Annotated in this window: 17 protein-coding genes; 2 read left to right on the plus strand and 15 right to left on the minus strand. The window is 39.4% G+C overall.

Annotation, left to right across the window (positions count from 1 at the left end; genetic code table 11):
* Nucleotides 1-15 precede the first annotated feature (15 nt).
* The 15 genes from I6E85_RS17350 to I6E85_RS17420 all read right to left on the minus strand — a co-directional run bounded on the left by I6E85_RS17350 (nt 16) and on the right by I6E85_RS17420 (nt 18,897).
* Nucleotides 16-4,104, minus strand: a complete 4,089-nt coding sequence (locus I6E85_RS17350; protein WP_197237183.1) for a hypothetical protein — start codon at nt 4,102-4,104, stop codon at nt 16-18.
* A 284-nt stretch (nt 4,105-4,388) separates the two neighbouring features.
* Nucleotides 4,389-5,717, minus strand: a complete 1,329-nt coding sequence (locus I6E85_RS17355; RefSeq protein WP_024591040.1) for a lipopolysaccharide assembly protein LapB — start codon at nt 5,715-5,717, stop codon at nt 4,389-4,391.
* A gap of 45 nt (nt 5,718-5,762) precedes the next feature.
* Nucleotides 5,763-6,368: an energy transducer TonB gene (locus tag I6E85_RS17360; RefSeq protein ID WP_024591041.1), complete on the minus strand. Its 606-nt coding sequence runs from the start codon at nt 6,366-6,368 to the stop codon at nt 5,763-5,765.
* Nucleotides 6,369-6,377: 9 nt separating this feature from the next.
* On the minus strand, nt 6,378-6,788 hold the full coding sequence (locus I6E85_RS17365) for a biopolymer transporter ExbD (RefSeq protein WP_024591042.1): 411 nt from the start codon (nt 6,786-6,788) through the stop codon (nt 6,378-6,380).
* A 54-nt stretch (nt 6,789-6,842) separates the two neighbouring features.
* A complete protein-coding gene (locus tag I6E85_RS17370) occupies nt 6,843-7,370 on the minus strand; it encodes a MotA/TolQ/ExbB proton channel family protein (RefSeq protein WP_024591043.1) in 528 nt (175 codons plus the stop codon).
* A 3-nt stretch (nt 7,371-7,373) separates the two neighbouring features.
* Nucleotides 7,374-8,753 carry a MotA/TolQ/ExbB proton channel family protein gene (locus tag I6E85_RS17375; RefSeq protein WP_024591044.1) on the minus strand — a complete coding sequence of 460 codons (1,380 nt, stop codon included), beginning with the start codon at nt 8,751-8,753 and terminating at the stop codon, nt 7,374-7,376.
* Nucleotides 8,754-8,763: 10 nt separating this feature from the next.
* Entirely contained in the window at nt 8,764-9,516 is a 753-nt protein-coding gene (locus tag I6E85_RS17380) for a DUF3450 domain-containing protein (RefSeq protein WP_024591045.1), read from the minus strand.
* Between the two features lie 241 nt (nt 9,517-9,757).
* Nucleotides 9,758-10,372 (minus strand): DsbA family protein, encoded by a 615-nt coding sequence (locus I6E85_RS17385; RefSeq protein WP_024608111.1) that lies wholly within the window; start codon nt 10,370-10,372, stop codon nt 9,758-9,760.
* Nucleotides 10,373-10,385: 13 nt separating this feature from the next.
* The gene (locus I6E85_RS17390) at nt 10,386-11,468 is read right to left on the minus strand and encodes a GGDEF domain-containing protein (protein WP_101163502.1); all 1,083 of its coding nucleotides are present in this window, start codon (nt 11,466-11,468) and stop codon (nt 10,386-10,388) included.
* Between the two features lie 5 nt (nt 11,469-11,473).
* Nucleotides 11,474-13,363: a methyl-accepting chemotaxis protein gene (locus I6E85_RS17395; RefSeq protein ID WP_024591048.1), complete on the minus strand. Its 1,890-nt coding sequence runs from the start codon at nt 13,361-13,363 to the stop codon at nt 11,474-11,476.
* 256 nt (nt 13,364-13,619) lie between these two features.
* Nucleotides 13,620-14,876, minus strand: a complete 1,257-nt coding sequence (locus I6E85_RS17400) for a sugar MFS transporter (RefSeq protein WP_007583255.1) — start codon at nt 14,874-14,876, stop codon at nt 13,620-13,622.
* 85 nt (nt 14,877-14,961) lie between these two features.
* A complete protein-coding gene (locus I6E85_RS17405; protein ID WP_197237184.1) occupies nt 14,962-15,855 on the minus strand; it encodes an ABC transporter substrate-binding protein in 894 nt (297 codons plus the stop codon).
* A gap of 78 nt (nt 15,856-15,933) precedes the next feature.
* Nucleotides 15,934-16,446 (minus strand): RNA methyltransferase, encoded by a 513-nt coding sequence (locus tag I6E85_RS17410; RefSeq protein ID WP_007583259.1) that lies wholly within the window; start codon nt 16,444-16,446, stop codon nt 15,934-15,936.
* Nucleotides 16,446-16,958: a YcgN family cysteine cluster protein gene (locus tag I6E85_RS17415; protein WP_024591051.1), complete on the minus strand. Its 513-nt coding sequence runs from the start codon at nt 16,956-16,958 to the stop codon at nt 16,446-16,448. Before I6E85_RS17415 ends, I6E85_RS17410 begins: the two co-directional genes overlap by 1 nt.
* A 97-nt stretch (nt 16,959-17,055) precedes the next feature.
* Nucleotides 17,056-18,897, minus strand: coding sequence for a DUF885 family protein (locus I6E85_RS17420; protein WP_197237185.1), 1,842 nt, complete (start codon nt 18,895-18,897; stop codon nt 17,056-17,058).
* Nucleotides 18,898-19,051: 154 nt separating this feature from the next.
* On the opposite strand from I6E85_RS17420, the gene I6E85_RS17425 reads away from it, so the two are divergent.
* Nucleotides 19,052-20,329, plus strand: a complete 1,278-nt coding sequence (locus tag I6E85_RS17425) for an amidohydrolase family protein (RefSeq protein ID WP_197237186.1) — start codon at nt 19,052-19,054, stop codon at nt 20,327-20,329.
* Between the two features lie 218 nt (nt 20,330-20,547).
* Complete coding sequence (locus I6E85_RS17430; protein ID WP_024591054.1) at nt 20,548-22,968, plus strand: TonB-dependent siderophore receptor; 2,421 nt, start codon at nt 20,548-20,550, stop codon at nt 22,966-22,968.
* Nucleotides 22,969-23,119 lie beyond the last annotated feature (151 nt).

Below are 23,119 nucleotides of genomic sequence, written 5' to 3' on the forward strand. Positions count from 1 at the left end.
ATAATGTGGTGTGGGTTAAAGGCCTACTTTTACCCAACCTGCTGTCCAGTCTGTTTGTGCATCCATCGCACCAATGTAATCTACAGAATCAAAGTAACTATCTAAGCTTGATGAATCAAAGCCATTACCAAGTAATAACGACTCAGCAGTTGGCATATAGCCATTATCTGCAAGCCCAAGGTCAGCGGCTACTTGAACTGAATTGCCTGTTTGTCCTAAGAACCAAGATTCAACATTCCCTGTACCAATTGCTTGCGTACCAAAGTTGTTAGCGGTTTCACACGCAACGATTGAGTGAGTAACAGTTAATGTACCGTCCTCTGCTCGCGGCGCTGAATCAGAGCCTACTCGTAAACAGTTTGAATAGTCTGCACCACCTGTAACCACTACGTTTTTAAGCATACCCGCAGTACCTGCACGTAAGCGGATACCATTTACACCCACATTACCAATAATTGTTACATTAGAGATAGTTGGCATTGTTAGTGGCGTTGCACTTGAATCAAACTCAGAGTTATCAGCTTCAATTGCATTGTCGCCCTCAGAGTCTGATTGTTTAATCAGTACATATTGCGCTTTACCCGTCCAACCGAACGACCAATCAAGTGAATCATCGCCTATGCTTGTTAAAACAAGGTGACTAATATTTGCAGTACCACCAAAAAATTCAACACCATCGTCTAGATTTTCATGAACGTGAATGTAATCTAGTTCAGTCTGACGACCAACACCCGCAAGTGTAATACCGTTAAGTTCATCGCCATTACCGAGCGTTTTACCCGCTTGCTTAACTGCAACATACTTTAGCGTACCTGAATTATCTTCAGGGTCATTACCACCGAACTGGCCTGCATCGCCTTCTGCAGATACACCACAACTGGCAAGTTCTTCTGCTGTTGCTTCACCTTGTTGGTCGCCACATGAGTTAGCAGGTGCATTACCCAATAATACTAAACCGCCCCATTGACCAATCGTAGTTTCGCCGCCCGTCATATCCTGGATTGACGTCATAGTAATTGGTTGATTTACACTGCCTACCGCTTCAATTTTAGAACCACGGCGAACAACTAAGAAGTCATCACCCGACTCACCAATTAACGTTGTACCAAACTGAACATAAAGTGTAGTGTTGTCAGCGCGGTCATTACCAACGGCTGTACGTCCTTTTAAAACCCAATGCGCATCGTTAGTCAGTGTTACATCAGATGTAAATACAACATCAGAGGTTAATTGATATACAGGTTTGTCTGTAATTGTAGGGAAGCTAGCAGAAACATCTGTTGCAAGTCCTTGTGCTAATGCATTAGCAATATCGTCAGGAAAGCTTGGTGTAATAGCAACTGTCCAACCATCCATCCAATTATTATCGCCATCGAATGCGCCGATGTAATCTGTTTTGGTAAAGAACGAGTCAAGCTCAGATGAATCCCCACCAGCACCTAATAAAGGTGAACCCGATTTTGGTGTAAAGCCGTCTGTCGCTAAATTAAGTGCTGAAGCTGTAAGCGTTAAGTTACCCGTTTGACCTTCAAACCAAGACTGCACATTGCCACTACCAATTGCTTGTGAACCAAAGTTATTATCTTCATTACATGCAACAGCTGAGTTTTCGATAGACAACTCACCCGATTCTGCATTAGCAGCAGAGTCTGAGCCTACACGTAAACAGTTTGAGTAACCTTCAGGTCCCGTTATAACAACATTTCGTAGAACGCCCGCTGTCCCTGCACGTAAACGAACACCGTTAGTACCATCAGCACCTACAATTGTTACGTTAGAAATTAGTGGTTTAGTCAATGGTGTCGCATTTGAATCGAATTCTGAGTTATCAGCTTCTATTGCGTTATCACCCTCAACTGAACTTTGTTGAATATAGATATTTTGTGCACGACCCGACCAACCAAATGACCAATCGAATGCATCGTCGCCAATATCAGTTAGTACAATGTTACGAACATTAACTGTGCCACCAAAAAACTCAACACCATCATCTAGGTTTTGGTGAATTTGAATGTATTCAACTTTCGTTTGTGAACCAACACCTGCAAATGAGATACCGTTAAGTTCATCGCCATTACCCAGCGTTTTACCTGCATGTTTAACAACAATATAACGAAGAACACCTGAGTTATCATCGATAATATCACCACCAAACTGACCAGCGTCACCCTCAGCTGATACACCACAGTTAGCTAATTCTTCAGCTGTCGTTTCACCGGTTTGATCGCCACACGAGTTAGCGGGTGCATTACCTAATAATACTAAGCCGCCCCATTGACCAATCGTTGTTTCAGCGCCTGTTACATCTTGAATAGATGTCATAGTGATTGGCGCAGTTGCATTACCATTGGCATTAATTTGTGAACCACGACGTACAACTAAAAAGTCATCACCTGTTTCACCAATTAGCGTTGTACCCGCTTGAACATATAATATAGTTGCATCTGCACGGTCATTACCAACTGCAGTACGACCATTTAAAATCCAATGTGCATCGTTAGTAAGCGTTACATCTGCTGTGAACGTTGTATCTTCAGTTAAACGGTATACTGGTTTATCTGTAATTGCTGGAAATTCACTAGAAACATCTGATGCTAAGCCTTGTGCAAGCGCGTTATCAATATCAGTAGGGAAGCCGCCATTAATACCGACAGTCCAACCTTCCATCCAGTTAGTTGATCCATCAAAAGCACCAATTTGACCATTTGCGATAAGCGGTGAACCAGCAAGTGGCGTGTAACCGTCATCAGCAAGCATAAGCTCTGCAGGCGTAAGTACTTGGTTACCATCTTGTCCTTCAAACCAAGATTGTACGTCGCCACCGTTAATTACTTCACTACCAAAATTATTTGCCGTTGTTTGACACGCCACAATAGAGTTTACAATCGTTAGTGTGCCATCTTCAGCGCGAGGAACTGAATCAGACCCTACACGTAAACAGTTTTCGTAAGTAGCAGGACCCGTTACAAATACATTTTTAAGAGCGCCCGCAGTACCAGCGCGTAGACGAATACCATTATTACCTTCTGCACCGACGATTGTAACGTTAGATATAGTAGGCAGTGTTAATGGCGTGGCGCTTGAATCAAACTCAGAGTTATCAGCTTCAATAGCGTTATCGCCTACGTTAGCGGCTTGTTGAATGTAAACATTAGTAGCCGAACCCGTCCAACCAAAAGACCAATCAAGTGAATCATCACCAATGTTAGTCAGCACTACATTACTTACATTAACCGTACCACCAAAAAACTCGATACCATCATCAAGGTTTTCATGAACCTGGATATAATTAACCGTAGTTGCAGAGCCTACACCGGCAAACGTAATACCATTTAACTCATCACCATTACCAAGCGTTTTACCTGCTTGCTTAACAAGTACATATTTTAGAGTACCTGAATTATCATCACTGATATTTCCACCGAACTGACCTGCATCACCTTCAGCTGACACGCCACAATTAGCAAGTTCATCAGCTGTTGCTTCACCTTGTTGGTCTCCACATGAGTTTGCAGGTGCATTACCAAGTAATACCAAACCACCCCATTGGCCAATTGCTGTCTCGCTACCCGTAACATCTTGAATTGATGTCATCGTAATTGGCTGGCTTGCAGTGCCGACTGATTCAATTTGGGAACCACGACGCACAACTAAAAAGTCATCACCTGATTCACCAATAATCGTTGTACCTTGCTGAATATAAAGCGTTGTACTATCTGCGCGGTCATTACCCACAGCAGTACGACCATTCACAATCCAATGTGCATCATTAGTTAGTGAAACATCAGCAATCAATGTTGTATCAGCACTTAAGCGATACACTGGTTTATCTGTTATTGCTGGAAATTCACTTGAGACATCCGTTGCTAAGCCTTGAACAAGTGCATTGTCGATATCAGCAGGGAAACCCGTAGTTCCATTTTGAGAATCATCACGCGATGATGTTTCATCTACTGTACCACTGCCACCTTCAACAACATTAGTAACTGTGTCGCCTTCATTTATTGTTGTGTCGCCTTCAGATACTACTAAGTCACCACCACAACCCGCTAAAGATACTGCAGTTGCAATCAAACTAACTTTAAATAAGTCAGATAATTTCATTGTTCACTCCGTTAAAGTATTTAATTATTTTGTTAAGTGCTTTAAATAAACTCAAGTCACCTTAAAACATTAAGTAATGCTTTAAGGTCACTTGAGTTATCAGCAGCGCCTACCTTACGGTAGCTATATGACATTACAGTTACACTTTAATAAACATAAGATGACAAAGTTATTTACATAAAATTCAAGTGGTTAATTTATTAAAAACATAAAAAAACCACACTAAAAATAGTGTGGTTTGGATTTGCGATTATGAAATTATATTTAAACGTTATTACTAAAGCTTAAAGCAGTGCCGTTCTTAATGTTTCTGCATGCACTTTTTCGCGCTTTACATATTTAATCCATTGCTGCGCTAAACGCTGTGATTTTTTATGTTTTTCGGCTTGTTCAAACGCTAAAATTGAGGCATCAAAATTTTGTAAGTTGTACTGAGCCATACCCAAGGCTACAAATGCATTTGATTCAAAATCAAGTGAGCCTTTATTAAGTGCTTTACGCGCTGCGTCGGCCGCTTCTTCATATTGCTCAGTATTAACATATACTTCAGCTAATCGTTGATCATACTTACCACTGGGTGATAAATCGGCTGCTTTCACAAAGTATTTTATTGATTTTTCGTCTTCTTTTGCTTGAATCATCGCCTCAGCTACAAAGGCATAGTTTTTAGCGTTTTGCTCTGCAATCCCTTTTTCAATCGCATCGCTCATAACGTCTGCGGCTTTAAATGCTAAGCCGTTATATAAATACACTTGCGCTAATTGACGTAAATCAGACTTAGAGGTTAAAAATCCTTGCTGATAAGCCGCTTCAATTACCGCCAACTGCTGCTTTTCTTGCCCTGTTTCACCATACATACCCGATAACTGTACCCAATACTCAGGCTTGTTATAAAGCTTTACCATGCGCTCAAGTACTTCAACAACTTTGTCAGTTTGATTAAGTGAGTAATACATTGCACGCTGTAGTACTAACCAGTTTTCCTTAGGGATTTTGCCTTCGCTGTCGCTTAAAGCAATTACTTGAGATATGTACTCAAGCCCTTTTTTATAATCCTTTAACTGATAGTATGTTTGAGCCCTTAACAAGTAATAGCCTTCTGTTTTAGGCTTAGTGTTAATACTGTCCCAGTCATCTAAAAATGCGATAACTTTAGTGTAATCACTATTAGCCATAGCTAATTGCGCCAAACTAAACGTAGTGCTTAAACGAAGCGACTCAGGAATGGCTTCCTCTGCTACGACCTTTTCAAACGAAGCTATCGCTTTTGGTAAATAGTTTTCGTTGTAATAAATAAACCCATAAAAATTATGCATCATCGCAATTTCGTACGAGTTCATGCTCGAAGCTCGCTCTTGAATGCTATCAAGCGCTTCAAGGCCTGCTTTAACATCGCCATCATCAGCGAGTTTTTGTGCACGTGCGAGTTGGCTGTAGACCTTTTCGCGAAGCGCTGGTACACGTTTTGTTTTTTGCTCTTGCTCTGCATATGCCGTAGCTACATTTAACCCTGGTATTAGGCTTAGGGCACTTGGTGCAACAATACTTGTACTGATCGCAGCAGTACAAAATAGTGTTAATTTTAAAAATTTAGCTATAGGTAGTAATTTCATAATCGCCTCGCATTTCTGTCCGTTTACTCGTGGTTAATTACTAAATTAACCGCTAATTTGGAAAGATATTTTGTTCTGAACACCCGCAACTTCAACGGCTTCACCATTTACTACGCGCGGTTTATATTTAAATTTAAGGGCTGCATCCATCGCCGCTCTATCAAAGAGAGACTCAGGCTCTGCTTTAATCACTTGTGGGTCTCGCACCGTACCTTGCTTAGTTACTGTAAATTCAACAATAACGTAGCCTTCAATGCCACGTGATAATGCGCGACGAGGATAAACAGGCGCCACTTTAACAATAGGTAAATACTCACCATCACTTGTTTCAAGCGCTAAACCACCGGCTAAATTTACATCTGCATCCACATTGGCGCCAAAGTCGAAGTTATTAGCGTTCGCAGTCGCGTCGCTATTTTGCATTTGCGGCGATTCCATTGGCGGAGGTGGCTCTTTAGGCGTTGGTGGTTTTTGTGGTTTGCGTTCTTTTTTTTGCACGCTTTCTTCTTTTTTAAGCCTTACAAAATCAAGAACATTACCCTTGGCGGGTTCACTCATTACACCTTCGCCACCAGTAATAAGTGCCTGCATGCCTAAAAACAACATAAAGGTCACTACACCGGCTATTACTAATGCTACTAAATAACGCATTGCCTGCCCTTATGCTTCTTGAGCCGCAATCGACACATCAAACACACCTGCTGCGCGTGCTGCATCCATTACTTTTATTAAAGTATCGGTTGTTGATTTTTTGTCAGCTTGAATAACAACACTACCTTGCGGGTTTTCAGCTTTTAAACGCTCAATATTGGCTTGCACTGCACGTATATCAATTTGACGTTTGTTAATCCAAATTTCACCCGTGTCAGAAATCGCCACTAATATGTTTGCACGTTCTTTTTTAACAGCTGTTGCTGCTTCAGGGCGGTTTACGTCAATACCCGATTCTTTTACAAACGAGGCTGTAACAATAAAGAAAATAAGCATGATAAATACAACATCTAACATAGGTGTCATGTTTATTTCTTCAGCTTCGTCTTCTTGCATTAAATTACCTAAAGGGGCTCTCATTTTTTATTCTCCTAGGATGAACGGCTTTAAATGGGCCGCTTATCAAAATTTTGCTTAATGGTCTAAAACCATGCTGTCTTGTAGTAGCTCTACTTCTCGCTTAGCTTTGCGTTGTAAATACGTTGATGCAAATACACCCGATAACGCACCTACCATACCCGCCATTGTTGGAATAGTTGCTTTAGATACACCCGATGCCATTGAGCGCGCACTGCCTGTGCCTGTAATTGCCATCACATCAAATACTTCAATCATTCCTGTTACTGTGCCCAATAAGCCAAGTAACGGGCATAACGCAACCATTACGTTAATAAGCGGTAAATTAGTATTTAGGCGCATACTTGCACGCGAGATCATCGCTTGACGAATTTGCTCTGCATTCCAGCTGTTACGCTCACAGCGAGAACTCCATGTGCTTTTAGCGTCTTTTTTATAACCACGAAAACCATTAAAAAAATAAATAAATCGCTCGAGTATCAATAACCACATCGCGAAGATTAACACCCCAATGACCAAGAGAACTTGGCCACCAGTGTCGAGAAAATCACGGATAGCATTGATTGAGTCAATCAATAGCACCATGGCTTATTCTCCTTTCTCACTTCGCTCTGCAATAATACCGGCGCTTTGCTCTTGTAATATAAGCAGTAAACCTTTTGAGCGAGTATTAAGTAGCGTGTAAATAAATACGGTTGGTATTGCAACAACTAAGCCTAATACGGTTGTTACTAGTGCTTGAGAAATACCACCAGCCATTAGTTTAGGGTCGCCAGTACCAAATAGTGTAATTGCTTGGAAGGTATTGATCATACCGGTTACCGTACCAAGTAAACCTAATAGCGGTGCAACTACCGATATAATTTTGATAAGTGTTAAGTTACGCGTAATTTTTGGCATTTCGCGTAAAATAGCTTCGCTTAATTTAAGCTCTAACGTGTCGTAGGCAACATTTGGGTAGTCATCTTTAACTTTCATAACACGACCTAGTGGATTGTCATCTCTCGCTACGCTGTCTTTTAGCTGGCGGCGAATTTTCCCACCAACAAGTAATAGCGATACAAAACGCTCAATTGCAATTAATAATGCAAGTAAACCTACACCTAAGATTACGTAACCAACAGCGCCACCTTGATGTACTTGCTCTGCAGTATCTGGGGCTTGAACGAGTAAACCTAAAATTGAACCACCTGTTGGGTCAAGTGCAAACTGCACAACACCTGTTTTAGCTTCTTGTAAATCGCCCGCTGTTGATGTGTAGCGCGATACTGGTTGGCGAGTTAGTTCGCTTAGTGTATTCGTACCTGGGTTGTATTCTAAATATTTACCGCCCGATATAAGGTTAAAAGCACCTACGCGAACAACTTCTTGCTGTGCTTTATTACCACCTTCGACTATAACCGTAGTATTAAAGCGACTTACTTTGCCTTGCTCGGTCATTTCGCGTTGCAGCTCGTACCACACTTTTTCAATATCGTCGATTGAAGCAAGCTTTGATGTTGAGCCCATTTTTTGAGCGAGATCGTCCATAAAAGCACTTCGCCCCGGAATTTCTGCCGATACAACCGATGTTGCAAATTTATTGCTTGAATCACCAGCAACTTGCTGAAGAACGCCATATAGTTCTTTAAGTGATCCCATACGCTTTGATAAAGTGTCGGTTAAATTAGCAAGCTTAACTTCGTTTTCTTCAAACTGTGTTTCTAATCGCTCTGACTCACCAAGCATTTGACTGCGTTTTGCTTGTGTATCTTTTAGCATTTGCACTTGTTGGTTTTGACGCGAGGTAAATTCTTGCTCTCGTTGTTTGTTTTGTGCGCTTTGAACCGATTTCCCGTCTTCAATTGATTTAAGTAACGAGTCAAGATTCATTGACTCTGCCGCGATACTATTACCTGTAAAACCTAGGCTTAATGTAAGACTTGCAGCAAAAAGAGCCGTTTTTGTCATTTGAGTAAACAATTTCATTTTTAACCTCTTATTCTGCTGCGTGTACTGGCAGAGTTAACATATCTGGGGCAAGTTGCTTACGCGCTATGCGAAGACCTTTGTTAATTTGGCTTATAGTAGAGTCAGGAAGCGCTACAAACGTTTTTGTGTCTGTATCCCAACTACCTGCTTGCTTGCCATCTCGCGTTAAATAAATAAGCTCTAAACGACCAATGCGTAAAAAGTCTACTTCTCGCTCTTTACCACTGACTTCTAATAGAGCGGTATATGCTTCAATGGTACGCCCGTAATCAACTTCCACTTGATAAGCTTCTAGAACACGGCGAAATTTCTCGCTTGAGGTGATATCAGCGCGATCCATCATAGTTTTTAATGAGGCTAAACGTTTTGCTCGCTCGTCTTGTAGAAATGGCACGTCGAGTGATACAAACTGCTCAAGGCCTGTGATCATACGCATCATTAAAGGTGTAATTTGACGTTCAATAATAGAAACCTGATCCATAGACAGGTTTAAAGATTCCATCTCTTCTACTTGATTATTTAACTGTTTAGTTAGCTGAGCGTTGTAAACAGCTAAACCGTCAATTTCTTTATTGAGGGTTTTAAATTGCTGTAAACGTCCTTGCATTGAATCTGCAATCTTGTCTATTTTTGTTTGTGATTGCGCAGCTGATTTATTAATTTCACTGCTTTTATCAATAACCTTATCTAAATCGTTTGCGTGTACTGCTGCACTTGCGGCCACAATACCAGCTAAGATTAATGGTTTAACGCCTTTCATCGCATACACCTTTACTCGTTAGTTAGCGGATTTGCTAGTTTGTTTTTTTAGGTCATAAACTTTGTTATATAAATAATTTATGACTTAATAATTTCAATGAGCAGGAGTTTATAGATGAAACATGACAAGGATGTTGCGCAAAAAAGTCGCTTTTATGACAGTGGTAATAATTAAGACTTACGAGGGGGTTTTTAAGATGATAAGAGCATTTGTTAACCAAATGCCCTATAAACAGGCTGGGTTATTTTAAAATTGAATTAATTTGATTAAGAGAATAGTGCCAATCAGTGTAATTTATTTCAATTGGGTATGCTTTGTTACCTTTAATAAGCACTAGTGAGGGAAAACCTTGGATTGGTAGTGTACGAACAAAGGATAACTCAGCATTAAATTCATCATTAAGCTCGCTTGACATTAGCTGCGCGGTAAACTCATTTTTGTCTAAGCCAATTTTTTCAGCCAAACTAATTAATGTACTTTCATCAGACGGGTTTTGCGCATTTAGGTAATAAGCATTTTGAATTGCAGCCACCATTTGAGCTTCTTTATCTGCTTTGCGCGCTATAAGTGCGGCTCTACATGCGGGATACGTTGAACGCCTTGGCTGGCAATCGCGCCAAAAGTTATAATTAAATTGCGTACCTAACTGCGCTGAAATTTTATGCCAAGTCCCCTCAAGCATCTCTTTCATATTTTGTGGCATTGGGTCTTGGCTATCAGGTGCTAATCCACCTACTTTATATTCAATTGCTACTTTACCAGCAAGCTCTGATTTTAGCTTAAGCCAGGTTGGTGAGTAACCCCAACACCAGCTACACATTGGGTCATGAACATATATTAATTTACTTTGAGACATATTAATCCTTCAACTAGTTCGAGACGACACTATTACGACCAGCAGCCTTTGCACTATAAAGAGCTTCATCAGCTTGTTTTAACGAATCATCATAATCAGTTACTTTATTTACTTGGGAAATACCAATACTACAGGTGATTGAAATACGCTGCTTGTCATCAGTAAATATAACGTGCCCTGCAACAGCCTCTCGAAATTTGTTTGCTATTACAGTGGCTGTAGAAACAGTAACCTGCGGTAAAATAACAACAAACTCCTCACCGCCATAACGGGCCTTTAACGCAGTTGCCAAAAACTGAGATTCAAGGAGCTTGGTAAATTCAATCAATACCGTATCACCAAAATCGTGACCATGCGTATCGTTTAAAGACTTGAAGTTATCTAAATCAATTAACAAAATTGAAAAAGGTAAGTACTGCTCTGGGCGTGTTTGGGCAAGCTTTAAAAAATGAGAGGTAATGAAACGTCTGTTTGCTATACCAGTAAGGGGGTCGGTATAAGCATCTTGTTTTTGCTCTAGTGTAATATCGGCAATAGCCATGTGGCTTTTATGCCTAAAATACTCACCAATAAATGAGAATAAAAACACCATAGAAAAGGACGCTATAAACCGTGTTTTTTCTACATTGCCATAGCTAACTTGACCAAAGTCAGGGCCGTATAAAATAACAATACAAGAAAACAGTAAAGTAAAACCTAACCAAGCACCTAACCTGACCCCTAAAGATGCAAACGTCACTACAGGATAAAACATTAGCCAATATAGCGCGGTGTTGTCTTTACCACCGGTATAAACAAGTGCAACAAACATCATGCATACAATGCTCATACTTATTAATGCCACTACTTGAAGATTACCCGTTTTTATAAAGTAGATGGAACAGCTTATATTTGTAATGTTAACGATAATTAATGAAGCAGTGAGTATCGGTGAGTAAACCTTATAATTCAAAAACACTAATACAGCAATCACCACAATTGATATCCCAATCATGGTAAATAAAGAAAACGCTTTGCGTTGCATGTCTGAGCTATAAACACTGTCGATATTTATTAGACTGAGCCAATTTGGTTTATTCACATTTTTTTTAGTCATTAATTTTATACTTTAAACTTTTGAACCATATTTTCTAAGGCACTAAACTGCTGTTTTAGTTTGGTACATTCGTTAAGCGTGTCATTTAAGTTAGCCTTGCCTTGTATAGAAAGCGCACTAATTGTTTGAATATCAGTATCTAATAACTTAACAACTTGGTTTTGCTCATCGGTTGCACTGGCTACAGAATGATTTGCATCGTTAATTTGCTTAATAGCTTGTATAACATGGCTCATTAAATTGCCGACGGCATCTGCTTGTTGTACGCTTTTTTCACTGTCTTGAAGGCTTGTTTTCATAAGCTCTACAGCAAGGTTTGAGCCTTTTTGTAACTGGCTCACCGTGTCTTCAATTTCTTGCGTTGATTGTTGAGTGCGGTGTGCTAATTGGCGTACTTCATCTGCTACAACGGCAAAACCGCGTCCTGCCTCTCCTGCTCTAGCGGCTTCTATTGCTGCATTTAGTGCCAATAGATTAGTTTGCTCGCTTACACCTTTAATAACTTCAAGCACTTGCCCAATACTGGCTGTGTGCGTATTTAAACTGTTTATAGTTTGCTGAGCTTTCTCCATATTAGCTGAAAGCTGGTGGATGGTTGTAACACTGTGACTTAATGCTTCTTGGTTTTGTGTTGAGTGCTCATCTGCATTTTTAGCAAGCTGCGATGCACTCTCTGCATTATTTGAAATATCCATTGATGTAGCTGAAAACTGGTTAATAGCCGCTGCAACACTATCGGTTCGTTTACTTTGATCATCATACATAGACAGCGATGAATGTGTTTGTGATACCAAGCTCTCAATTGCTGTATCTAATTGCTCTGTGGACTCTTTTACTTGCTCTATTGAATGCTGAATTTTTTCGATGAAAATATTAAATGAATGGCTTAAGTCGCCAAACTCATCATCATTTTCAACGGTTAAGCGCCTTGTTAAATCGCCTTCGCCTTGTGCTATATCTTTAATGGCATCATTTAAGCGGTTCATAGGCTGCATTAAATAGCGTAATAAAAGCTGCATCATAATAATGATAGTAATGATCCCTATCACCATAAATACAGCCGCGGTTTGGCCAAAGTTAGAAACGCTGACATACGCTTTATCTTTATCTATGACAACACCTAGGTACCAATCTACGTTTTCAATACCACTAATTTTTGTAAACGAGATAAGCTTAGACTCTCCGTTTATCTCGTATTGGGTAAACTCACTTTGCAAGGGCGTATTAGTACCAAAAATGTCTGATGTATTTTTTAAGTTTAACTTAGCATTAGGATGGCTTAACACTTGACCTTTGTTATCGAGTAAAAAACCATAACCGAGACCTAAAAAATCAATATCGTTAATAATTTTAGTCACGGTTTGCATATCAATATCGGCACCTGCAACGCCGCTAAACTGGCCATTTTGTAGCATGGGTACTACCGCTGAAATTGTAAGCTCGTTAGTTGTTACATCAATATAGGGAGTTGTAAAAGCGGTATTTGATTTGTTTTCGACTAATTTGTACCAAGGGCGAGAGGTCGCATCAAAATCAGCAGGTAAAACAACTGATTGATCGTTTAATATAAACGTGCCGCTGGATTTACCTATATACGTATTTTTAAAGCTTCCGGCAAGCTCTGCAGTATTTAATTGTGAAAGGGTGAGTGCTTTAGAATCATTAGCTTTATGGGTTTTAGCAATTGATATAACAATCGCCAACTTTGCATTTAACCAACTCGCTATATTTTGTGAAACAGATTCGGAATTTTGTTGTAATACTAGGCTTAACTGCTGCTCGGTTTGCTTGCGCATCGCAATGTAGTTATTAAAAGTAAATAACCCTAGCACCAAAACCAAAATTAAAGAGGCTGCAATAGTCACTTTGGAAGTGAATTTTAACGAGTTAAGCATATACATCCTTTTTATTATTTATCTTTATTATCCATACAGTTTTAGCAAAAATTTAGCTAAATGTCCTAATAAATAAGGCTTGTGACTAGGTTATTAGATAAAAATAAGGATAAAGGATTAAAAAAAAATGGCTGTAGGGGGTAACTGACTAATATTGAAATAAATTGTGACTCGTATTAATTACTTATGGAACGTTCCTATTAAATGTAGCTTTATAAGTGACTGAATACGTATTCAGTCACTCTTGTATAGTCTGTTATTTCCACTTATTTGCTAAGCGAACAACATTTAATCCGTACCATGCAATAAATACATAACATAGCATTGGAACAAAAAAGCTTTGCTGTATATTTACTGTGTCAGCTATAAACCCTTGCAGTAATGGTACAAGTGCACCACCTACAATAGCTAAGCACAACCAACCAGAACCCTTACTGGTCAATGATCCTAGTCGCTCGATTGCAACTGAAAATATAGTCGGGAACATAATTGAGTTAAATAAACCAATTGCCAATACTGAATATAAAGCGACGTCACCTTGAGTAAAAATGGTGATCAGCAATAGCGCAATAATACTAAATGCATTAAATGCGATCGCCTTAGAAGGCGCTATTTTTTGTAATAATACAGAGCCAATAAAACGCCCTACCATTGCCCCGCCCCAGTAATAACTAATAAGTGCAGCCGCAGTATGCTCTTCAAGTCCTGCTATGTGCGCCTCACCAAAGTAGTTAACTAAAAAGCTGCCAATGGCAACCTCCCCACCTACATAACAAAATATAGCAAGTACACCCATAGTTAAGTGCGGTGCTTGAGTTAATGAACGAGATTCTACTGCAGCATTATTTTCCTCTTTATGGGCTTCAATTTCTGGAAGCTTTATAAAGGCAAATATAATAGCGATAAGTAATAAGGCACCAGCAAGCATTAAATAAGGCACTTTTACAGACTCAGCAGTTGCTGCAGAAGCAGCTAGACTACCTGCTGTACCAAAAAATAATAAACCACCTACATAAGGCCCAACGGTAGTACCAAGCGCATTAAGTGCTTGTGCCAAATTTAAACGAGAAGAAGCTGTTTTTTCGCTCCCAAGAGCAGCAACATAAGGATTGGCAGAAACCTGAAGCACCGTTACACCAGCGGCAAGTACAAATAAAGCGCTCAAAAATAGCCAGTACTCATGTACTACAACAGCAGGATAAAACAACATACAGCCAATTGAAGCGACGATTAAACCAGTTAAAATCCCTTTTTTATAACCAAACTGCTTAACTAAAATCCCCGCAGGGATAGAAACAATAAAATAAGCACCAAAAAAGCAAAACTGTACTAGCATCGCTTCAAAAAAGCTTAAATCAAATACGCCTTTTAATCGTGGTATTAGTACATCGTTTAAAACAGTAATAAAACCCCATAAAAAAAATAGGGTCGTCATTGCAGTCAGTGGAAACAGATAATTTTTATTTGGCTGTTCGTTGACCGCGAATGATTGATTTGTATTTATTTCACTCACGTCGTTTTCACTCCATTAACAAGTTGAAAACGATTCTACATGTTTATATATAAATTAGTCAGCGCAACAAAGGAACGTTCCAATTTTATGGCTTGCATTGAGTATTTGTCGTATTGATAATACGGTCTATCTCGCCACTATTATGAAACTGATAAAGCCCTTCGTTTATATCCTCTAATACTAAAAGCCATTTAGGTGTAAGCTTACTAATAGCAAAATATAAAGGGTTGTATTGCAGAGGAATGCTTTCTTGTTCAATGGAAGAAAGCAAAGATTGTTTTTCAGGTTTAGTTAAAGAAGAATAAGTTACAGAGAATTTAAGAACTTGAGGGTCGCCTATAATCAAATCAACACGTTTAGCAACCAGAAGCTGAACAAGCTGTAAATCATCAACAGAGGTAATAACTTCAAACTCAGCATTGTCCATCATGGCATCAAACTCAGGCGTATTTTGATACCCACGAACAACACCAATCTTTTGCCCTTTAAGCGATTTTAAGTTTCCAGTGAAACGGTCTATATCGCCTTTCCTTTTTAAAAATGCAATTTCGCCACCTTTAAACGAATTAGATAAACCGAGTAATTCTCGACGTGTTTTACCAGTAACATAATCGGAGGGGGCTGTATCTTCTATAAAGTATTCAGGCATTAATATATCAGCTTTGCCTAGTTCTACATTTCGTACAGCTCTAGCCCAAGGCAAAAATTCAATATATACGCTGTAGCCCTTACTATTTAATAGAGCAATTGAAAATTGATAAACCCAGCCTTTATTACATAAATTATTACCAATATAAGGAGGCCAATCGAGTGTGGCTAAATGGAGTGTTTGTTTGGGGTTTTTCGCTTCATAGAGCACTCCTGATTTGTGGTAATGTCCAGTTAAAACATGTTGAGTACCATTTTGATAATACTCAACTGATGTTTCAGCAAAACAATTACTACTTGTCAGTAATAATATAAAATAAAACCAGCGCATTTTAGTATCTATTTATGATTTATAGTGTTTTTAAGTTTAGCCAAAACTAACATTTTTGCACAAATAAACCTTAACTAATCAGCTTTTTTGCCACCTCATTTTATTGTTTGTATCACGTGAGCTAATAATAGTATCGTCACTACTCTCAACGCCGCCTAATTTAGCTAAGCGATCATACAAAACAACATTACAGGTAGCCGCTAAGTTCATGCAGCCAATAGTTGGAATATATACCACTTCATCACACCACTTTAAAACGTCTTTTGGCACAGAGCCATCTTCAGGGCCAAAAACATAGAACGCATTTTCAGGATGCTTAAACTCAGGTAAAGGTGTTGCACCTTCAATAAGCTCAATAACAACAACGGTTGCGCCCTCTGGTTTTACCGCTTCTAAACTATTGGTTTCAGTTAAAGGGATACGCTCAAGTGCGTTCTTAGTATCGGTATGAAACTTTTTAGCGTTTAAGTAACGATTACCTGTAAAAAACACTTGTTTGGCATCGTAACAACCTGCTGCACGCAATACACCGCCAACATTAGTCGGGCTTTTAGGATTGATTAAACCAATTACCGCTTGTTGTTTGCTCATTACTCAGCGTCCTTTGTTGGCCACTCTGCGATGTACAAATCAAAGTCGTCTAGCTTTACATCGCAATCTTTTACTGTTTTGTCTTTTACAGAAATACCTAGCTCATGCATCTTTGTTTTATCGCCACTGTTTAATAATGGGTGCCAAGAAGCCAAACCCCGGCCTTCATGTAAACGACGGTAACTGCAGCTTTGTGGCATAAAAAAGATGTCTTTAAGGTTTTCTTTTGTGAGTTTTACACAAGAAGGAACAAGCGTTTGGCGGTTTTCGTATTCGCTACAACCACAGGTGTTGTTATCAAGATACTGACATACAATATTAGTAAATATTAATTGCTCACCTTCGCGTAACTGATCGGTGGCGGTAAATTCGTCTTCATCTTCGCTATCAATAAACGTATTTAAACAACATTTTCCGCATCCATCACAAATGGCTTCCCATTCGTTTTGACTCATGTCGCTTAAGCTTTTTTTAAGCCAAAATTGTGTATTTGCTAATTGTTGATCAAACATAGTTTACTCGTGCCCCCTAAAGAGCGCGCATTCTACCGTATTGCTGTAAATGGCGCAAAGCCAATACCCTTTCAAAGTACAGGCTTTGCGCTACAAATTAGCTTTGAGATTTAACCCAACGCTTAATTTTTTCCTCAAGGATTGGCATTGGCAATGCGCCATCAATTAATATTTGCGTGTGGAACGCTTTAATATCAAATTTATTGCCGAGTTCTTTTTTAGAAAAATCACGTAATTCTTGAATTTTAAATTGCCCTAACTTGTAAGAAAGCGCTTGGCCTGGCCATGCTATATAGCGCTCTACTTCAGCAATTACGTCACTTTTAGCCATAGACGAATTTGCAAGCATGTAGTCTATACCTTGTTGACGCGTCCACCCTTTTGCATGAAAACCAGTATCAAGCACTAAACGCATAGCGCGTAATTGCTCATCCGATAAACGTCCGTACCACATATAAGGGTCGGTAAATAAACCTAGCTCTTTGCCTAAGCTTTCTGCATAAAGCGCCCAACCTTCTGCAAACACAGTGTAACCACCAAATTTGCGAAAATCAGGTAAGCCCTCTATTTCTTGCTGAAGTGCTATTTGAAAGTGATGACCTGGGGCTGCTTCGTGAATCGATAAAGTTTCGAGTAAAAATTTAGGCTGCGCTTTTAAGTTATAAGCATTGATATAAAAAATACCAGGGCGAGAGCCATCAGGCGCCGGAGATGCATATGATGCACCTGCTGCAGACTGCGCTCTGTATGCTTCAACAGCTTTTACAACGTAAGGTGCTTTGGGGGCGATGTTAAAAAGCAGAGGTAAGCGCGCGTCTATTTTTTTCTTAACGTTTTCATATGCCGCAATTAACTCCTCGGGCGTGTCGTAGTAAAATTCATCTGAATCGCGTAAATGGTCAAAAAATTCAGATAACTCACCTTTAAAGCCTACGATTTCTTTTACTTTTTTCATTTCGCTTAAAATACGCGACACTTCACTTAAACCAATGTCATGAATTTCATCTGCAGATAAGCTAAGCGTCGTGTTTTTCTTAATTTGGTATTCGTACCATGCTTTACCGTTTGGTAAGTCACTATAACCAACGCTTTCTCGGCTATTAGGAATATACTGATTAGCTAAAAAGTCACTCATGCTTCTATAAGCCGGTACTAAGTGCTGCATAATCAATTCACGATACTGCGCTGTAATTTTTTGCTTTTGCTGTGCGCTAAACGATTCTGGTAATTTTTTAATTGGTCCCCAAAATAGTGAGTCCTCGGCATTTTTAACTACATGAGCTGCAAATTGTGGCTGCAGTTTTTCAGCAAGTGGTTTTGGTAACGTAATACCTAGTTTAATGCCTTGCGCCATTGAACGCTCTACACTAGCTAGCCATTTTACAAAACCTTCGCTGCGCGACATAAAAGTCGTGTAATCTTCAACGCTATTAAACGGCTGAGCACTTTGACCTGAACCAAAACCTGCAAAGGTGTTATGCGCACCCGCCATTTGGTTAATTGGTAGTAAATAATCAGGAAACTGCATGCCTTCTAATTTAAGTGCAAGGTCGCGCTCTAATATTTCAAAACTTAAAAGCGACTGCCCTGTTAACTGTGCTTTATCTATAAAGTTTAAACGCTGTTGATATTTTTTATAAAAAGCCGCTTTTTTAGCTCTATTTTCTTTTGAAATCACAGGCGTAAATTGATCGTTAAACTCATTACGACCATTATACGTTGCGCTGATGGGGCTATATGTAAGCGATTCATCGTAATACTGTGCAACAAGTACATCGAGCTGTTGCTCTGCCGAAAGCTCTGAAACAATACCTGCCGATGCGTTAACGGTGTTTGACTGCGCACTGGTATTAGTGTGTGTACTAAGCTCAGTATTCATACAGCCACTTAAAGCAAACATAACGCCACTGGCAACTAATGCTAATTTAATTGATTTCATGATAATCCTTTTTAATATCGTTTTTTGATTATGCGCATTAAGCCTTACTTAATAAAGTAATTACGATAGATTGCGTTCATCGTATTAAATTTGCACTTTTATCTGAGCTTGTTACATTTCTATTAATTCAAATATGATTTAAAAGAAAAATAAAATGAAAAAACAACTACTCAGCACCTCTATTGCCTTACTGTGTTTAACTACTTTTAATGCCCATGCCGTTACATACCTATCGGCTAAAGCCATGGTTAATGTGGAAGATGGCACGCTCATTAAATCGCCCTTGATTACTATTGATGATGGCGTAATTACAAACATTGAACAAAATAAAAAACCAACGCTGACTAAAGATGATGAACATATTCAACTACTTGATTTAACCCTTATGCCAGGTTTAATGGATATGCATGTGCATTTAACAAGCGATCCGACCGTTCCACGCAGTGAACGTTTAGGCCAGTCAGTTCCTAGAATGGCAATTAAAGCGGCTCATTTTGCTAAAAGAACCTTAGAAGCCGGATTTACAACAGTTCGTAATGTTGGCGCAGAAGGTTACAGCGTTATAGCGGTGCGTGACGGCATAAATGCGGGTGACATAGTTGGCCCTCGTATTTGGGCTTCGGGGCCATCACTCGGAATTACCGGCGGGCACTGTGATAACAACCGCCTACCTCCTGAGCTTAAATATACTTCAAGTGGCGTCGCAGACGGTCCATGGGCTGCGCGTATAAAAGTACGCGAAAACATTAAATACGGGGCAAACGCTATTAAGTTTTGCGCCACAGGTGGAGTATTTTCAAAAGGGACTAAAGTAGGTGCACAGCAGTATTCTTTTGAAGAAATGAAAGCCATCGTTGATGAAGCCCATATGCGAGATTTACCTGTTGCAGCTCATGCACACGGTACAAGTGGGATTAAAACGGCCATTAAAGCAGGTGTTGATAGCGTAGAGCACGCCAGCTTTTTAGATGACGAGGCCATAGCCCTTGCCAAAGAGCATGGAACTTGGCTTTCTATGGATATTTATAACACCGAATACACGCTAACTTATGGCGAGCAAAATGGTGTTGACGAAGAAAACCTAAATAAAGAACGCCAAGTATCAAAAAGGCAACGTGATAGCTTTAACCGTGCTGTAAAAGCGGGCGTTAAAATGGTGTTCGGTACCGATGCAGCAATTTACCCGCACGGAGATAATGCAAAACAGTTTAGCCGAATGGTTGAATTTGGCATGACAGAACTACAAGCAATTCAAGCATCCACGATTAATAGCGCTAAGTTATTAAAAATGGATACTCAGTTAGGACAAATTAAAACCGGATTTGCAGCTGATATAATTGCTGTAAAAGCAAACCCTCTTAAAAACATTAAAACCTTAGAGTCAGTACCCTTCGTAATGAAAGCAGGTGTTGTTTATAAAAACCAATTGTAAATACACGCTATTAAGGCTGAGCTTACTTAGCCTTAATAAACCCCTCACCCATCTCAAATATCCTATAAAATGTACACCGTACCTTTATTAGGCTTGGTTTTGTTTATTAATTATTCGAACAGTTTTATTTAATCAAATAAAATGAACTTTCTATTCACTTTAAAAACAATAACCATTATCATTCGCGCAAATTCAATAACGCGAATAGTTATCACTCTATGAAAACGTTTAAGTACTCTCTTATTACTCTTGCTTGTTTAAATGCAAATATGGCATTTGCCCAAAATACACAAGTTGATGCTGATATTGAACGCATCAGCGTATACGAAAAACAAAACCGCGTGGTGATGAGCTCAGGTCTTGCTACTAAATCAGACATGTCTTTAATGGAAACACCTGCACCGGTTGTGATTATTGACCGTGAACTTATTGAATCTCAAGGTGTAGATAGCCTACAAGATTTAGTTAGAAACGTAAGTGGTTTAACACAAGCAGGTAATAACTACGGTATTGGTGATAACTTAGTAATTCGTGGTTTAGATGCAAACTACACCTACGATGGTATGTATGGTGGTGCAGGCCTGGGTAATACATTTAACCCAACTCGTTCACTTACAAATGTTGAATCTGTTGAGGTTTTAAAAGGCCCAGCAACAGGTTTATATGGCATTGGTAGTGCGGGTGGCGTAATTAACCTAATAGAGAAAAAGCCAGAATTTGAAGAGAAACACAAAGTATCGGCTGAGCTTGGCCAGTGGGATAGCTATTCATTATCGTTTGATAGCACTAACGCTATAACAGATGACTTGGCCTATCGTGTAATGGCTAAAACAGCGTCAAGTGACGGCTTTCGCGATTTAAAAGAAGATCGCGACGAAATTTATACCTCGCTTAAATACGTGCTAAACGACAGACAAAACATCATGCTTTCTGCAGCATATATAAAAGATGAAATAGCGGTTGATTCTATTGGTCACCCTATTCGTATTTACAATGCAGAAACTGCAAATGGTTTAAGCGCGGGTGAAGTAACCGGTGCCGATTTAGTAAACGATCCGACAGGAAGCGGCGTACAGTTAAGTGATGCACAACGCGACCAACTTGCTAATTCGCTATCTTCATCTGATGGATTAACACCTTATAGCTTTGGCACAAATGGTATTATTTCACCAATGGCTGATGCTAACGAAGGTGAAGAACTGCGTTTTAAATTAACGCATAACTATTACATTACTGACGATTTGTTTTTAAACCAGCAGCTACAGTACCGTAACTACACATCAAGTTTTGCACGCCAAACAGGTGCTTATAACTACGTTTACTCTACTCGTGATGGAATTATAAATAATGACCCACGTGCTCCGTTAGTTGAAGACGGTGTACTTTACCCGTATGCAGCACGCCGCCAAGAATACCGCCAAGTAGAAGCAGATGAAAAATCATGGCAGTACTTTTTAGATTTACGTTATGACTTTATGTTAGGCGACGTAGATAACGAATTGCTTGTTAACGCAAACTACGAAGATAGAGATATTCGTTTTAAACAATTCTCAATATGGGATCAAGATTACGTACTCACAAACGATGCTGGTGATGTAACGTACCAAGGTTCATTGCCGTATATTTACGATATAAGAGAACCAAATTGGCCATCTGGCAGCTTTGATGACTTCGATCCACTTAAAACCAGCGACTACAATAAAAAAGTACAAGCATGGGGCTTAGGCATTCAACATGTTGGTTATCTTACTGAAGAGCTTACAACGCGTATTGGTGTAGCATATAACCGAATTGAGCAAACTTACGAGCACTTTGGTGTAGATGAGCGCTATAGCTCAAGCCGTGCAGAGCCTACACCTGAAGCGAGTACATCAGATTCAGGCTTAACGTATAACCTGGGTGCAACGTACCAGCCATCTGAAGATTTATCTGTATTTGTAAATCATTCAAAAGGCCGTACAGCGTATAGTGTATTAGGCTCAGTTGCGGGTAATGAAGCAGACAGAGAAGATTCTGAATCAATGAGTAACGATTTAGGTTTTAGATTTAAAGCGTTTGATGATCAACTACTAGCTTCTGTTGTTATATTCGAAAGCTCTCGTACTAATTTAGAATACGCAAATCCGCTTTATGACGCTTTAACATCAGGCTCAAATGTACCTGAAAGCTATTATGATGGTAAAGAAGAAACAACAGGTATTGAACTTGATTTAAACGCTTACTTAAATGATAAATGGAAAGTAAACGTAAACGGTATTTATCAAGATGCACGTGACAAAAGTAATCCTAACAGCAGCAGTTACGACACACGCCAAAAAGGTGTGCCTTACGTAACAGCAAGTACATGGGTAACCTACTACGCGGATATGTTTAACTTACCTGAAGCTGTAAATATAAGTGGTGGTATTACATTTGTAGATAACAGAAGTACTAATTCAAGTTCGTTCTCGATTCCTGATGGTTACGTACCAAGTTACACGACTTACGATACAGCGGTATCGTATACAACGGATAAATGGCATATGCAGTTAAACTTAAATAATTTGTTTAACAAAAAATATTACTCAAAAGCAATGTTTTTAGGTGGTATGCCAGGGGAAGAGCGTAATGCAAAACTAAGTTTTAGTTATACACTTTAACTAGTTAACCTGAACTCTGGATAATAAATCTATCTCAACCAGAGCTCAGGTTAATTAAATACGCGGATTCAAATCTGAAGTGCATAACGTTTAGGCGGCTTTAGCCGCCAAGTGATCCTGCATCAATTTTGCAGGCGTTTCAAATCCAAGT

This window comes from Pseudoalteromonas sp. NZS71 (assembly GCF_015864715.1).
Taxonomy (GTDB): Bacteria; Pseudomonadota; Gammaproteobacteria; order Enterobacterales; family Alteromonadaceae; genus Pseudoalteromonas; species Pseudoalteromonas arctica.